The organism is Kitasatospora xanthocidica (assembly GCF_014656195.1).
Lineage (GTDB): Bacteria > Actinomycetota > Actinomycetes > Streptomycetales > Streptomycetaceae > Kitasatospora > Kitasatospora xanthocidica.
Genome location: NZ_BNBY01000017.1, coordinates 1 through 14,507, shown reverse-complemented (window position 1 = coordinate 14,507; position 14,507 = coordinate 1). Strand labels below are relative to the sequence as shown.

At 74.5% G+C, this 14,507-nt stretch carries 10 protein-coding genes, 5 tRNA genes and 1 pseudogene; 7 read left to right on the top strand and 9 right to left on the bottom strand.

Annotated elements, in window-relative coordinates; all coding sequences use genetic code 11:
- Positions 1 to 62: 62 nt before the first annotated feature.
- Positions 63 to 1,310, top strand: coding sequence for a uroporphyrinogen-III C-methyltransferase (gene cobA / locus IE332_RS25905; protein ID WP_189920784.1), 1,248 nt, complete (start codon positions 63 to 65; stop codon positions 1,308 to 1,310).
- 51 nt (positions 1,311 to 1,361) lie between these two features.
- Here cobA and IE332_RS25900 read toward each other — a convergent pair whose 3' ends face one another.
- On the bottom strand, positions 1,362 to 4,112 hold the full coding sequence (locus IE332_RS25900; RefSeq protein WP_189920782.1) for a SpoIIE family protein phosphatase: 2,751 nt from the start codon (positions 4,110 to 4,112) through the stop codon (positions 1,362 to 1,364).
- 89 nt (positions 4,113 to 4,201) lie between these two features.
- Here IE332_RS25900 and IE332_RS25895 point away from each other — a divergent pair, with 89 nt between their 5' ends.
- Positions 4,202 to 5,014 (top strand): TrmH family RNA methyltransferase, encoded by an 813-nt coding sequence (locus tag IE332_RS25895; RefSeq protein WP_189920780.1) that lies wholly within the window; start codon positions 4,202 to 4,204, stop codon positions 5,012 to 5,014.
- Positions 5,015 to 6,596: 1,582 nt separating this feature from the next.
- On the opposite strand, the pseudogene IE332_RS25890 reads toward IE332_RS25895, so the two are convergent.
- A pseudogene (locus IE332_RS25890) lies at positions 6,597 to 7,844 on the bottom strand (serine/threonine-protein kinase); the annotation flags it as partial.
- Between the two features lie 405 nt (positions 7,845 to 8,249).
- Between IE332_RS25890 and IE332_RS25885 the strand changes: the two are divergent.
- Complete coding sequence (locus IE332_RS25885) at positions 8,250 to 8,450, top strand: hypothetical protein (protein WP_189920778.1); 201 nt, start codon at positions 8,250 to 8,252, stop codon at positions 8,448 to 8,450.
- Between the two features lie 365 nt (positions 8,451 to 8,815).
- Here the strand turns inward: IE332_RS25885 and IE332_RS25880 are convergent.
- From IE332_RS25880 to IE332_RS25860, 5 genes are all read right to left on the bottom strand, one after another.
- Positions 8,816 to 8,887: transfer RNA gene (locus IE332_RS25880), tRNA-Val, on the bottom strand.
- Between the two features lie 41 nt (positions 8,888 to 8,928).
- Positions 8,929 to 9,000: transfer RNA gene (locus IE332_RS25875), tRNA-Val, on the bottom strand.
- 41 nt (positions 9,001 to 9,041) lie between these two features.
- Positions 9,042 to 9,113 (bottom strand) — tRNA-Val (locus IE332_RS25870).
- Positions 9,114 to 9,150: 37 nt separating this feature from the next.
- Positions 9,151 to 9,224 (bottom strand) — tRNA-Cys (locus IE332_RS25865).
- Positions 9,225 to 9,264: 40 nt separating this feature from the next.
- Positions 9,265 to 9,337: transfer RNA gene (locus IE332_RS25860), tRNA-Gly, on the bottom strand.
- Between the two features lie 360 nt (positions 9,338 to 9,697).
- Here IE332_RS25860 and IE332_RS25855 point away from each other — a divergent pair.
- The 3 genes from IE332_RS25855 to IE332_RS25845 all read left to right on the top strand — a co-directional run bounded on the left by IE332_RS25855 (position 9,698) and on the right by IE332_RS25845 (position 12,574).
- Positions 9,698 to 10,759 (top strand): chorismate-binding protein, encoded by a 1,062-nt coding sequence (locus IE332_RS25855; protein WP_189920776.1) that lies wholly within the window; start codon positions 9,698 to 9,700, stop codon positions 10,757 to 10,759.
- A 33-nt stretch (positions 10,760 to 10,792) separates the two neighbouring features.
- Positions 10,793 to 11,623, top strand: coding sequence for an aminotransferase class IV (locus tag IE332_RS25850; RefSeq protein WP_189920774.1), 831 nt, complete (start codon positions 10,793 to 10,795; stop codon positions 11,621 to 11,623).
- Between the two features lie 105 nt (positions 11,624 to 11,728).
- The gene (locus IE332_RS25845; protein WP_189920772.1) at positions 11,729 to 12,574 is read left to right on the top strand and encodes a GNAT family N-acetyltransferase; all 846 of its coding nucleotides are present in this window, start codon (positions 11,729 to 11,731) and stop codon (positions 12,572 to 12,574) included.
- A gap of 7 nt (positions 12,575 to 12,581) precedes the next feature.
- Here the strand turns inward: IE332_RS25845 and IE332_RS25840 are convergent, their stop codons facing one another.
- The gene (locus tag IE332_RS25840; RefSeq protein ID WP_189920770.1) at positions 12,582 to 13,094 is read right to left on the bottom strand and encodes a DsbA family protein; all 513 of its coding nucleotides are present in this window, start codon (positions 13,092 to 13,094) and stop codon (positions 12,582 to 12,584) included.
- A gap of 110 nt (positions 13,095 to 13,204) precedes the next feature.
- On the opposite strand from IE332_RS25840, the gene IE332_RS25835 reads away from it, so the two are divergent.
- Entirely contained in the window at positions 13,205 to 13,663 is a 459-nt protein-coding gene (locus tag IE332_RS25835) for a hypothetical protein (protein WP_189920767.1), read from the top strand.
- A gap of 57 nt (positions 13,664 to 13,720) precedes the next feature.
- On the opposite strand, the gene IE332_RS25830 is transcribed toward IE332_RS25835, so the two are convergent.
- Positions 13,721 to 14,290 (bottom strand): CGNR zinc finger domain-containing protein, encoded by a 570-nt coding sequence (locus IE332_RS25830; RefSeq protein ID WP_189920765.1) that lies wholly within the window; start codon positions 14,288 to 14,290, stop codon positions 13,721 to 13,723.
- Positions 14,291 to 14,507 lie beyond the last annotated feature (217 nt).

Sequence of the window (14,507 nt, the reverse complement as noted above, 5' to 3'; positions counted from 1 at the left end):
CCGCGGAGCGGCGTCTTGCCGTACCGTCCCCACATCCGCACCCCGATCCAGGAGCACCGCCGATGACCGCGCCCAATCCGCACCCGAGCACCGAGGGCCGCACCCCGTACCCGGTCGGCCTGCTGCTGGCCGGCCGCCGCGTCGTCGTGGTCGGCGGCGGCCAGGTCGCCCAGCGTCGGTTGCCCGCCCTGATCGCCACCGGCGCCGACCTGCACCTGATATCCCCGGCCACCACCCCCGCCGTCCAGGCGATGGCCGACGCCGGGGAGCTCACCTGGCACGCCCGTCCGTACGAGGAGGGCGACCTGGCCGAGGCCTGGTACGTGCTGGTCGCCACCGACGACCCGGCCGTCAACACGGCCGTCAGCGCCGAGGCCGAGCGGGCCCGGGTGTTCTGCTCCCGCAGCGACGACGCCTCCGCCGCCACCGCCTGGACCCCGGCCAGCGGCCGCGACGCGGGCGCCACCGTGGCCGTCCTCACCGGCGACCCGCGCCACTCCGCCGCCCTGCGCGACTCGATCGTGGAGGGCCTGCGGGACGGCTCGCTGGCCGCCCGCCAGTACCGCTCGCACGGCGCCGGCGTCGCCCTGGTCGGCGGCGGCCCCGGCGACCCGGACCTGATCACCGTGCGCGGCCGCCGCCTGCTCGCCGACGCCGACGTGGTGGTCACCGACCGCCTCGCCCCGCGCGAGCTGCTCGCCGAGCTGCCCGAGCACGTCGAGGTGATCGACGCCTCCAAGATCCCGTACGGCCGGTTCATGGCCCAGGAGGCGATCAACCGCACGCTGATCGAGCACGCCAAGGCCGGCAAGTTCGTGGTCCGGCTCAAGGGCGGCGACCCGTACGTCTTCGGACGCGGCGGCGAGGAGCTGCTGGCCTGCGCCGAGGCCGGTCTGCCGGTCACGGTCGTGCCCGGCATCTCCAGCTCGATCAGCGTCCCCGCGGCGGCCGGTGTCCCGGTCACCCACCGGGGCATGACGCACGAGTTCACCGTGATCTCCGGCCACGTCGGCCCGGACGACGAGCGCTCGCTGACCAACTGGGAGGCCGCCGCGAAGATGAGCGGCACCCTGGTGCTGCTGATGGCCGTGGACAAGATCGGTGCGATCGCCGCCCGGCTGGTCGAGCACGGCCGCCCGGCGGACACCCCGGTCGCGATCGTCCAGGAGGGCACCACCGCCGCCCAGCGCCGGGTGGACGCCACCCTGGGCACCGTCGCCGCGGTGGTCGAGGCCGAGGGGGTCAAGCCGCCGGCGGTCATCGTCATCGGCGACGTCGTCAACGTCCTGGCCGCCGCCTTCCAGCGGTAGGGCCGCCCCGAGCGGGAGAGTCGGGAGTGGGAAGTCGGCCCGTCCGACTTCCTACTCCAGCGGCTGCTCCGTCCAGATCACCTTCCCGGTCGCCGTGTACCGCGTCCCCCAGCGGTCCGCGAACTGCGCGACCAGGAACAGCCCGCGCCCGCCCTCGTCCTCGGTCGCCGCGTACCGCAGGTGCGGCGAGGTGCTGCTGCCGTCCGACACCTCGCAGATCAGCGCCCGGTCCCGCAGCAGCCGCACCCGGATCGGCCCCGAGCCGTACCGGATCGCGTTGGTCACCAGCTCGCTCAGGATCAGCTCGGTGGCGAACGCGGCCTCCTCCAGCCCCCAGGACTCCAGCCGCCGCGCCACGTCCGCCCGGACGGTGCCCACGGCCGCCGGGTCCGACGGCACGTCCCACTGCGCCACCTGGTCCGGCGCCAGCACCCGGGTCTGCGCCACCAGCAGCGCGATGTCGTCCTGCGGGTGCGCCGGCAGCATCGCCCCGAGCACGTCCGCGCAGGTCTGCTCGGGGGTGCGCGGCGGGCCGGAGAGCGCCGAGCGCAGCAGCTCCAGCCCCTCGTCGATGTCCCGGTCGCGGTCCTCCACCAGCCCGTCCGTGTACAGCACCAGCCGGCTGCCCTCGGCCAGCTCCAGCTCGGCGGTCTCGAACGGCAGCACCGCCAGCCCCAGCGGCGGCCCGGTCGGCAGCTCCGGGAACACCACCCGGCCCTCCGGGTCCACCACGGCCGGCGGCGGGTGCCCGGCGGTGGCCAGCGTGCACCGGCGCGCCACCGGGTCGTAGATCGCGTACAGGCAGGTCGCCCCGGTCAGCCCGGCGCTCTCGCCGCTCGCCGCCTCGTCCTGGTCTATCCGGTTCACCAGCTCGTCCAGGTGCCCCAGCAGCTCGTCCGGCGGCAGGTCCAGGGTCGAGAAGTTGTGGATCGCCGTCCGCAGCCGGCCCATCGTCGCCGCCGCGTGCAGCCCGTGCCCCACCACGTCCCCGACCACCAGCGCCACCCGGGCGCCCGGCAGCGGGATCACGTCGAACCAGTCCCCGCCCACCCCGGCCTGGGCCGGCAGGTAGCGGTGCGCCACGTCCAGCGCGTTCTGCGCCGGCAGGCTGCGCGGCAACAGGCTGTGCTGCAGCGTCACCGCCATCGCGTGCTCCCGGGTGTAGCGGCGGGCGTTGTCGATGCACACCGCCGCGTGCGAGACCAGCTCCTCCGCCAGCGCGAGGTCGTCCGGCTCGAACGGCTCCGGCCGCTGCGCCCGCCAGAACCGGGCCACCCCCAGCAGCACCCCGCGCGCCCGCAGCGGCACCCGCACCAGCGAGTGCACCCCGTACGCCAGCGCCCGCGCCGACCCCTCCGGGTCCTGCTCCCGCCAGCGCAGGGCCTCCGCCAGATCCGGCTCCAGGCCCGGCTCGCCGCTGTGCAGCGCCCCGGCCAGCGGGCTCGACGGCACCACCTCCAGCACCGTGCCGACCGGGTAGAACGGCCCGTCGTCCCGTACGCCCGCCACCGCCGCGCGCCGCATCCGCCCCAGGACGACGCCCGGCGGCGGCTCCTCGCCCACCAGGACCTGCTCCGCGAGGTCCACCGTGACGAAGTCCGCGAACCGCGGCACCGCGACCTGCGCCAGCTCCTCCGCCGTCCGCGTCACGTCCAGCGTGCTGCCCACCGTCACCCCGGCGTCGTACAGCAGCCGCAGCCGCCGCTGCGCCCCCTCGGCCCGGCCGGACAGCGCCAGCAGCTCGGTGGAGTCACGCAGCGTGGCGACGCAGCCGGGCGGGCCGCCGGCCTGGTCGGTCAGCCGGACGTTCACGGCCAGCAGCCGCTCCCCGGCCAGCACCACCTCGTCGGTCACCTGGCGGTTGGCGGTCAGCAGCTCCAGCGGCGCCTGCTCCAGGCCCAGCTCGGCCACCGGGCGGCCCTCGGCGTCCGGCGGCAGGTCCAGCAGCCGGCGCGCCTCGTCGTTGCAGAGCAGCAGCAGCCCGTCCCCGCCGACGATCATGACGCCCTCGCGCACCGCGTGCAGCACGGCCGCGTGGTGCTCGTACATCCTGGTCATCTCGATCGGGCCCAGCCCGTGCGTCTGCCGCCGCAGCCGACGGCTGATCAGCGCGCTCCCCAGTGTGGCCAGCCCGATCGCGCCCGCCGTCGCGCCCAGCACCACGGGCAGCTGACGCTCGCTCGCCGTGCTGACGTTGGCCAGCGTGACGCCCGCCGAGACCAGCCCGACCACCTGGCCGTCCGGCGAGTACACCGGGACCACCGCCTGCACCAGCGGACCGAGCGTGCCCGTGACGTGCTCGGTCACCACCTGGCCGTGCAGCGCGGGCTCGTAGGTGCCGATGAACTTCTGGCCGATCCGGGCCGGGTTCGGATGGGTGTAGCGGATGCCCTGGTTGTTCAGGACGACGATGAAGTCCACGCCGGACCCGATCCGCGCGGACTGCGCCTTCGGCTGCAGGATCGCGGTCGGGTCGGGGGAGCGGAGCGCGTCCACCATGCCCGGCGAGTTGGCGAAGGTCTGGGCGACCGCCACCGACCGGTTGCGCGCCTCGTTGTCGGCGTCGTTGCGCGACTGCACCACCAGGGCGATCACCGCGGCCGCCGCCAGCAGCAGCACGACCAGGATCTGCAGGGCGAACACCTGCCCGGCAACCGACCGGTGCCACACCGGCCACGCCCGCCTCGCGCGCGGCAGCTGTGGCCGACCGTGTGGGCGGCCACCGGAGGAGCCGGCGGAGCCAGTGGCGTCAGAGGCGCCAGAGGCCGACGGTGCCCAGGATCGGCCCGGATAACGGGCCATACGGTCATATTTGCACTCCGGCTAGCCGGGGACCACCCCGTCCGGTCGGCCGTTTGGCCTTCCCCGCCCCCGCTTGGCAAGATCGCAGGGTGTCCGAACCCAGCACCATCACCGACCCGGCCGACTCCCGCCTCGCCGACTACACCGGCCTCACCGACGTCGAACTGCGCCGCCGCCGCGAACCCGCCGAGGGCCTGTTCATCGCCGAAGGGGAGAAGGTCATCCGCCGCGCCCTCGCCGCCGGCTACCGGATGCGGTCGATGCTGCTCACCGCGAAGTGGCTGGACGTGATGGCCGACGTCATCGCCGAGGCCGACGCCCCGGTCCACGTGGTCGAACCCGGGCTCGCCGAAGCCGTCACCGGCTACCACGTCCACCGCGGCGCCCTCGCCTCGATGGAGCGCAAGCCCCTCCCGGACGCCGCCGACCTGCTCGCCGGGGCCCGCCGGGTCGCCGTCCTGGAGGGCCTGGTCGACCACACCAACCTCGGCGCAATCTTCCGCAGCGCCGCCGCCCTCGGCATGGACGCCGTCCTGCTCTCGCCCGACTGCGCCGACCCGCTCTACCGGCGGGCCGTCAAGGTCTCCATGGGCGCGGTCTTCGCGGTCCCGTACGCCCGCCTCGACCCCTGGCCCGTCGCCCTGGACACCGTCCGCGCCGCCGGCTTCACCCTCCTCGCCCTCACCCCCGCCGACAACGCCGTCGACCTCGCCACCCTCACCCCGCACCGCCTCCCCAAGGCCGCCCTCCTGCTCGGCGCCGAAGGCGACGGCCTCACCCCCCACGCCATCGCCGCCGCCCACCACCCCGTCCGCATCCCCATGGCCCACGGCATCGACTCCCTCAACGTCGGCGCCGCCGCAGCCGTGGCCTTCTACGCCGTCACCACCCCCACCCCCTGAAAGCACCGACACCACCACCAGAAGCCGCCCGGCCCGACCACCCGCGCCGCTTTGCCCGCCCCTAAACCCGCCTTCCCTGGCTGGCCCGGGCACACCGCAGCACCAGAAGTCGGCCCACCCGACTTCCTACGCAGCCCTCCACTGGCACCCGCCCCGGCCGGGCCAGCCTGCCCGCCTTCGCGCGCCGCCCGCGGGCGTAGGAAGTCGGCCTGCCTGACTTCCTACGCACTCACGAGGAGGGGCAGTACTGCTGCTGGCCCCGGGGCTCAGCACATCGCCATGCCGGTACCCCCGATGCCTACGCCCAGAGCCACCGCCCCGGCCCAGCGCGTCACCAGAAGTCGGCCTGCCCGACTCCTCACGCTGCGCCTCCGGCGGGCTCATTTCCCGCCCCGACCACAGAACTCCACGCGGCACCAGAAGTCGATCCGCTCGACTTCCCGCGCGCTCGCTCGGGCGGGGTGGCCGCTTTGCCTGCCCGAATCCGAGCCAACCCACTGGGCGCAGCACGCCGGGAGAAGTCGGCCCATCCGACTTCCTGCGCGGCTGTAACTCGCCATCGCCCCCATCGCCCGCGCCGACAGAGACCCGTCCCGGCGTGCCATCAGAAGTCGGCCCGCCCGACTTCCTGCGTTGCGGTCCGCCGACACCCCACCCCTGTGCTGAGAGCCACCAGCCCGGCCCAGCGCGTCACCAGAAGTCGGCCTGCCCGACTCCTCACGCGCTCGCTCGGGCGGGGTGGCCGCTTTGCCGGCCCGAATCCGTGCCAACCCACTGGGCGCAGCACGCCGGGAGAAGTCGACCCTCCAGCCACCAGCCCGGCACACCGCGGCACCAGAAGTCGATCCGCTCGACTTCCTGTGCGCTCGTGCGGATGGGGTGCCGCTCCCCTTCGGGCCCGGGGTCAGCGGCTGTTCCCCGTAGGTCAGCTGGCTGGGGAGGTGGGCGGGGCCGGGGCGGCGGCGGGGGGTGGGGTGGTGCTGCCGGGGGCGCCGGGCCAGGACTCGTCGAGGGTGCCGTCGGCGCGGACGGTGTAGCGGGTGGAGGTGGTCGCGCCGGTGGCGGCGACGCGTTCCTCGCGGACGACCGCGGTGCCGTCCAGCCGCCAGGTGGCCGTCGCCTGTGGGTCGGCGGCCGAGGTGCGGGAGGTGGTGGCGACCGGGGTGTCCCCGGCGAAGGTGTAGAGCTGGACGAGGTCGACCGGTGCGGAGCCCTCGGCCCGGCGCAGCACGACGACCGCGGCCGGCTGGCCCTTGTACCGGGCCGGCAGCACCGCGCTGAGCGCGACCTGGGGCCCGGCGCCGGCGGAGTGTCCGTCGCGCAGGGCGATGGCGGGTCCGCCGGCCCCGTCGGGGTAGCTGCGGTTCGGCCAGTCGACGGCGGGCAGCGGCCCTTGCGGGGCGGCCAGGGCGCCGTCCGCGGCCCCGCCGCGCGCGGCGGCCGGGAGCGGTGTGGCCGAGGCCTGCGGGGCGACGTCCACCGATGTCCCCGGCACGGCGAGTTCGCCGCCGCCCCGTGCACCGGTGTCCGTGCTCACGACGGCGGCCCCGGTGGACGGCTTCAGTCCCTGGCTGTCCCGGTTCTCGCAGCCCTGTGCCGCGGCGATGGCGAGGGCCACGCCGATGGTCACGGTGACGAAGACCACCAGCCGTTGCCGCAGCAGCCGCTGCCGCGAGGTGCCGGGCCGTACGCCGGGGGCGGGGGTGTGCTGGCGGCCCCGGTCGCGGGGGCCGGGGCGGCCGGGGGGAGGTGTCTGCGGTCGTTCGGGCCGGCTCCGCAGCGGTCGGGTGACGGGGGTGGGCTCGGGCCGGGGGAGCGGGCGCCGCCCGGCGGTGCCCGCGGCCTGCGCGCCGGGGCGGCCGGCGCCGGCTCTGGCCCGTGCCACGCCGGGCGGCTCGGGGGAGCGTCCGGGGGCCGGGACACCCTGCCGGGCACCGTCCTGCGGGGCGGCGGGTGCGCCGCGCCCGGGTCGGGGCGCGCGCGTTCCGGGGCCGGCGGCTCCGGCGGCCGCGCCGCGTGCGGCGAGTTCGCTGAGGCGTTCGTGGAGGGCGGCCGCGCCGGGCCGTTCGGCGGGTTCCTTGGCGAGGCAGGCCCGGATGAGCGGTGCGAGTTGGGGCGGTACCGCGGACAGGTCGGGTTCCTCGTGGACGACCCGGTACAGCATCACCTCGGAGGACGCCCCGGATCCGAAGGGGGTGTCGCCGGTGAGGGCGTACGCGAGGGTGGCCCCGAAGGCGAAGACGTCGGTGGCCGGTGTGACGGCGGCGCCGCGGACCTGCTCGGGGGCGAGGAAGCCGGGGGAGCCGACGGCGGTGCCGACGTGGGTGAGCGTGCTGGCGCCGCGCGACCACGCGATGCCGAAGTCGATGATGCGCGGGCCGCGCGGGGAGAGCAGGATGTTGGACGGCTTGAGGTCCCGGTGGACGACCCCGGCCTCGTGCACCTTGACCAGTCCGTCGGCGAGCGCGGCTCCGATCCGGGCGGCTTCGGGCCAGCTCATCGGTCCTTCGTCGCCGACCCGCTTGTACAGCGAGGGCCCGGGTACGTACGCGGTGGCCAGCCAGGGCCGGTCGGCTTCGATGTCGGAGCCGACCACGCGCGCGGTGCAGCCGCCGCGGATCCGGGAGGCGGCGGCGATCTCGCGGGCGAAGCGGGTGCGGAACTCCGTGTCCTCGGCGAGTTCGGCGCGGATCAGCTTGAGGGCGACGCGCTGGCCGCGGCGGTCGGAGCCGAGGTAGACCACGCCCATGCCGCCGGCGCCCAGTCGCCGGTGCAGGCGGTACGGCCCGACGATGCGGGGGTCCTCACGCCTCAGCCGCATCATCGCCATGTCCGTTCCCCGTCAGCCCGTGGTTGAGGCCCCGTCGGTTGGGCCATCGTCAGTTCCTGTCTGGCACAGCTTACGGACTGCCTGCTGCGGTGTGCTGATACGCAACACCTGAAGCCGCCGTGCGATTGTCTGATCTTGCGCTGACCCGCAGGTCACAGGGGTGCCGGATCGTTTCTCGGGGTTACCCCTCAGGGTTCCCCCGGGGGTCGGCCGAGGCTTCCCTCCCCCTCCGGTAGTAGGCCCTGAGGCGGTCCGTCATCCTCCGGGACGTCCGAGGAACAGTACGACGGCATGACGTCCGCAGGGGCCCCCGACCAATAGCGTTGTGTCCAGCGGTGGACGGGGAGCTCGTCCCCCGAGGTAAGCCGTCCACCGCGCCAACTCGACCGGATCAGGAGCAAGGGCATGGCACAGCTCACGGGAACCCCCCGCCGCCGTCGGCCGGCCTTCGTCCAGACCCGGTCCACCACCGAGCAGCCCACCCGGCACCCCGCGGTGGCGCTGGCCATGGCCCTGCCGTGCGCCGTGCTCCTGATGCTGCTCTTCGGCGGGTGGGACCAGATGGCGAACCAGGCCCAGGCCGTCGCCGATCTGATCGGCCGCTGAGGACGGCGGGGCGAGCAGGGAGCAACTGAGAGCCGGGAGCACCCGAATGCCGGGAGCACCCGAGTAGGACCCGCCGTCCCCCAGGGGGCGGCCACAGGACGGGCATCGATCCCCTGGGGACGGGGAGCGGTGCCGCCGGGGAGGCCGCGGCCGCGATGACACGCGGACGGGCGAGAGCGGTGCGCAGAGCGCCCCGGCAGGCGGAGACGCCGCGTACGGACGTCGGTGAGGGCGTCCGTACGCGGCTCTTCGGTTTCCCTGATGTCCGGCGCTTCGCCACAGAACCGCCAACACGGCCGACACGGCCGGCGAACGCAAAAGGCCGGGGCCGCGCCCCTGACGGATCGCGGCCCCGGCCGTTACTGTGCGCGATACTGGGATTGAACCAGTGACCCCTACCGTGTCAAGGTAGTGCTCTCCCGCTGAGCTAATCGCGCCTGGTGAGGCGGTCTTGCAGCAGACCCCGAAGGGCCCGACGTGCGCGATACTGGGATTGAACCAGTGACCCCTACCGTGTCAAGGTAGTGCTCTCCCGCTGAGCTAATCGCGCCTGATGAGGCGGTCTTGCAGCAGACCCCGAAGGATCCGACGTGCGCGATACTGGGATTGAACCAGTGACCCCTACCGTGTCAAGGTAGTGCTCTCCCGCTGAGCTAATCGCGCGCAGGGGGATGCCCCCGGTTGAACCGGGGGACCCTCTTGGAGGTGGAGACGGGATTTGAACCCGTGTACACGGCTTTGCAGGCCGTTGCCTCGCCTCTCGGCCACTCCACCAGGCAACGCATGAAGAACGATCTTACACTGTTCTCCATCGAGCGGACGACGAGATTCGAACTCGCGACCCTCACCTTGGCAAGGTGATGCTCTACCAACTGAGCTACGTCCGCCTGTCTCCCAGGGCCCCGGCCGGTTTTCCCGGCTGCGCTCCCTGGCGACGTGTTGAACTCTAGCGGATTCCCGGGCCAGCTAAAAATCCGTTCCCGCAGCGTGCCGCGGGGATGTCCTCCGCGTGCCGTTCCGTCAGCCACCGCGGACGGCCACCGCCCGCCACCTGCGGCGCTCCCGGACGATCATCCGCAGGCCACCCGACGCACACCCGCACGACGCCCGGAACCGCTCACACCCCGACTCCCGTCCCGGCCGCGCTCCGGCCCGTACGCCCCGTCGCACAGGCGCTCACCAGGGCCGCGCCCGCGCCCCCGACCTACACTTCAGGCACCGCCGCCCAAGCACCGCGCAGGAGAACCGTGTCCGGCCACCCCGACCCCCGCACCCCGCTCGCCCGCTTCGGCGGCCGCCTGGCCACCGGGCTGCGCGACGTCACCTCGGACCCGGCCGCCCTCGACTCCTCCGGTCACTGGGCCGTCGCCTACGACTTCGAGGGCCGGCTGACCTGCGCCCGCTTCGACCGGGTCCGCCCCGCCCCGGCCCCGCCCTCCGGCGCCGGCTGGCGCGGCCCGGACGCCGGCAGCTGGCACAGCTCCCTCGACCGCGCCGCCTACACCGCGGGCGTACGCCGCATCCGCGAGCACATAGCCGCCGGCGAGGTCTACCAGGCCAACCTCTGCCGCGTGCTGACCGCACCGCTGCCCGACCCGGACCTCAGCGACATCGACGCCCTCACCGGCCTCCTCGCCCACGGCAACCCCGCCCCCTACGCCGGCACCATCCGGCTGCCCGAGCACGGCGTCGAGATCGCCACCGCCTCGCCCGAGCTCTACCTGCGCCGCACCGGTCGCACCGTCTCCTCCGGCCCGATCAAGGGCACCGGCCGCACCGAGGCCGACCTCCTCGACAAGGACCACGCCGAGAACGTGATGATCGTGGACCTGGTCCGCAACGACCTCGGCCGCGTCTGCGACACCGGCACCGTCACCGTCCCCGACCTCTGCGCCGTCGAGAAGCACCCCGGCCTGGTCCACCTGGTCTCCACCGTCGAGGGCACCCTGCGCGAGGCCGCCGGCTGGCCCGAGCTCCTCGCCGCCACCTTCCCGCCCGGCTCCGTCACCGGCGCCCCCAAGTCCAGCGCCCTGCGGATCATCGACGCCCTGGAGACCGCCCCGCGCGGCCCGTACTGCGGCGCCGTCGGCTGGGTCGACGCCGACCGCGGCGAGGCCGAGCTCGCCGTCGGCATCCGCACCTTCTGGCTCGACCGGACCGACCCCGGCGCACCCCTGCTGCGCTTCGGCACCGGCGCCGGCATCACCTGGGGCTCCGACCCCGAACGCGAGTGGGCGGAAACCGAACTGAAGGCCGCCCGCCTGGTCGCGATAGCGTCGGGCAGCGAACCCGACCCGACCGGGGTATGAGCAGCACCGCCCACCGCTGAGGAGCACCCCTCCATGCACAATCGCACCACGAGCTGGGTCAACGGCAGGCTCGTCGACTCCGCCGACGCCGCCGTCTCGGTCCTCGACCACGGCCTCACCACCGGCGACGGCGTCTTCGAGACCATGAAGACCGTCGACGGCCGGGCCTTCGCGGTCACCCGGCACCTCGACCGGCTCACCCGTTCCGCCCGCGGCCTCGGCCTGCCGGACCCCGACCACGACCTGGTCCGCGAGGCCTGCGCCCAGGTCCTCGCCGCCAACCCCGCACCGCTCGGCCGCCTGCGGGTGACCTACACCGGCGGCCAGGCCCCGCTCGGCTCCGAGCGCGGCACCACCGGCCCCACCCTCGTGGTCGCCCTCGGCGCCATCAGCCGCCGCCCCGACGAGACCGCCGTCGCCGTCGTCCCCTGGCGCCGCAACGAGCACAGCGCCGTCGCCGGCCTCAAGACCACCTCGTACGCCGAGAACGTCGTCGCCCTGGCCGCCGCCCACAGGGCCGGCGCCTCCGAGGCCCTGTTCGCCAACACCGCCGGCCGGCTCTGCGAAGGCACCGGCTCCAACGTCTTCGTGGTCATCGGCGGCCGCCTGCTCACCCCCGTGCTCGCCTCCGGCTGCCTGGCCGGCATCACCCGCCGGCTCGTCATCGACTGGTGCGGCGCCGAGGAGGCCGACCTCCCGCTCGACGCCCTCCAGGACGCCGAAGAGGTCTTCCTGACCTCCACCACCCGTGACGTCCAGGCCGTCACCCGCGTCGACGACCGCGAACTGCCGGGCATCGGCCCCGTCACCGCCAAGGCCATGGCCGTCTTCACCGAGCGCGCCGGCGACGACCTCGACCCGTGATCCCCACCCCGTGATCCCCGCCCCCGGGCGACGGAACCGGCCGGGTGGACGGCCCGGCGGACGGCCCCGTGGATAACCGTCCGAGCAAGGGGAAGGGACCAGCACATGACCACCACGCTGCGCCCCGAGGGCCCGGAGACACCCATCGCGGCCGGCGGCCGCACCAGACGCTGGCGGATCCTGGCGAACGGCCACCCGGTCGGCGCGCTGCGCACCACCGCCACTCCGAACGGCGGCCAACTCTGGGGTGAGATATCCGAGTTGGAAGTCTCCGAAGCGCGCGGCCGGGGCCGGGGGACGTTCGGCGCGCTCGCCGCGGAGGAGGTGCTGCGCAGCTGGGGCTGCGTCCGGGTGGACGTCCGGATCCCCGAGCCGGCGTCGATCGCCCGCTCCCTCGCCGCCACCCTCGGCTACACCGAGCGGATGCGGACCATGAGCAAGCGCCTGACCGACGCCCCGGCGCTGCCCACCGGACTTGCCGTGCGCCCGATCGGCGCGGAAGCCCTCAGCGCCTGGCTCGACGAGGGCGCGGAGCGCTTCACCCGGGCGCTCGTCGCCTCCGGCCTCACCGAGGCGCAGGCCCGCGCCAAGGTGGACGGCGGACGGCGGCACCGGCTGCCGGAGGGTGCCGAGGCCCCGGGCGTCGTCCTCAGCAGCCTGTACGGCGCCGACGGCGGGCCCGGCCCGTACGGCTCGATCTGGCTGGCCCTGCACCTGCGCGACCTGCCGGACGGCGAACCGCTCGCCTGGGTGATGGTGGTCGAGGTGTCCCCGGCCCACCGGGGCCGGGGACACGGCCGCACCCTGATGCTGCTCGCCGAGCGGGAGTGCCTCGCCGCCGGGGTGCGCAACCTCGGCCTCAACGTCTTCGCCGACAACGCCGTCGCCGTCCGGCTCTACGGCTCGCTCGGCTACCGGGTCACCGAACGCCTCTACGGCAAGGCGCTCTGACGTGCCGTCAGGACGTCTTCGCCGCCTCGACGGCCGCCTCGACGACGGCCTCGATCCGCTCCCGGAGCCCCTCCTGGCTCTTCCCGCCGTCCAGCCGCTCGCGGCCGATCACGTACGTCGGCGTGCCGGTGACCCCGATCGCCTTCCCCTCGGCCTGGTCGGCGTCGACGGTCAGCATGTGCCGGCCGTCGATCAGCGCGGTGTCGACCTCCTCGACGTCCGCCCCGACCTCCCGGGCGACGTCCAGCAGCACCTGCTGCCCGCGCGCGTCCAGCTCCTCGACCCTGGCCAGCAGCGCCTCGACGAACGGCCAGCCCAGGCCCTGGGCGAACGCCTCCTCGGCGGCCTCGGCGGCGGCGTAGGCGTGCTTGTGCTTCTCCAGCGGGAAGTACCGCAGCTCCACGGACAGGGCGTCGCCGTACCGGGCGCGCAGCGCCCGGACGTCGTCCAGCGCGGTGCGGCAGTCCGGGCACTGGAGGTCGCACCAGAACTCGAGGCGGGGGAGGGAACCATCGATCATTCCCCCAGTGTTCCACTAGTGGGCGCCCGCTCCGGCCGGCGGTGCGTCCGAGGCCGGACCGACAGGGAGGCACCGATGACCGGGACGAACGGACGCGAAGGGGTGGTCCCGTGCTGAGCGCGGCGATCAGCTTCATCCTCACGGCGGGCGGGGTGGCCGTCGCGGGCCTGCGGGCCTACAAGCGGCGCTTCCTCTCGGCGACCCGCTGGTTCGCGGTCGCCCTGCTGCCCGCCGGCCTCTACCTGACCGGCCTGTTCCCGCTGGCGAGCACGATCGGCCGGGCCTTCACCGACTGGGCGGCCAAGCTGGTCTTCGACCCCCGGGTGTGGGTGGGTGTCGTGCTGCTCGGCGTCTCCGCCGCGCTGCTGGTCACCACCCGCTGGGTGGGCCGCCGCGGCAGCGCCGTGGAGGGCGCGCCCGAGCGCCCCGCCGCCGCGGGCCCGGCGCCCGAGCGCCCGGCGGTGGCCCCGGCGCCCAAGGCCCCGAAGAAGCAGGCCGGGGGCAAGCGCGAGGACGGACTGGGCGACTTCGCCGACATCGAGGAGATCCTCCGCAAGCGCGGCATCTGACCGGGGGCCGAGCGCGGGATCTGACCGAGGGCCGCGCCCAGCGGCCCGACGTGGCGCTCAGGCGGAGGGAACGGACTCCGCCGAGCGCTGCCGCGCCCGGTAGGCGGCGACGTGCAGCCGGTTGCCGCAGGTACGGCTGTCGCAGTAGCGCCGCGAGCGGTTGCGGGAGAGGTCGACGAAGACCCGCGCGCAGTCCGGTGCCTCGCACCGGCGCAGCCGCTCCCGCTCGCCCGCCATCAGGATGAAGGCCAGCGCCATGCCCAGCTCGGCCGCCAGGTGGTCGCCGAGCGCGGCGTGCGGCGCGAAGTAGTGGATGTGCCAGTCGTGGCCGTCGTGGTCGGTGAGCCGGGGTGTCGTGCCGGCGGCCGCGACGATCGCGTTGACCAACTCGGCGGCGGCCGCGGTGGACTCCATCGCGAAGACCTCGCGCAGCTTGGTGCGCAGCTCGTGCACCCGGTGCAGGTCGTCCTCGGTCAGCGAGTCGATCTCGCTGATCTCCTGGCGGACCACGAAGGCGTCGAGCGCGGCGACGTCCGGCAGCCGCTCGGCGCCGCACACCTCGGGCGCGGTGTTGAGCAGTTCCACGAGGATGCTCAGCGCGCACTCGGTGTCATGGGTGATCAGCACGTTGGGGGCTCCTCGCGCAGGGGGACTCCGATACCCCGCGTCCACGGTTACCCCCAGACCATACCGGGCCTTGTGCCGTAAGGGCGGCGCCTTCTTTCGAAAGCGTGTACGGATCCCGTCAGAGCGTCTGAAACCGGGCACCGCCGGGCCCTCGGGGCCCCACAAAGACATCGGCGCCCGGCATCGGGGCCGGCCACCCGCTTGGGTGGCCGGCCCC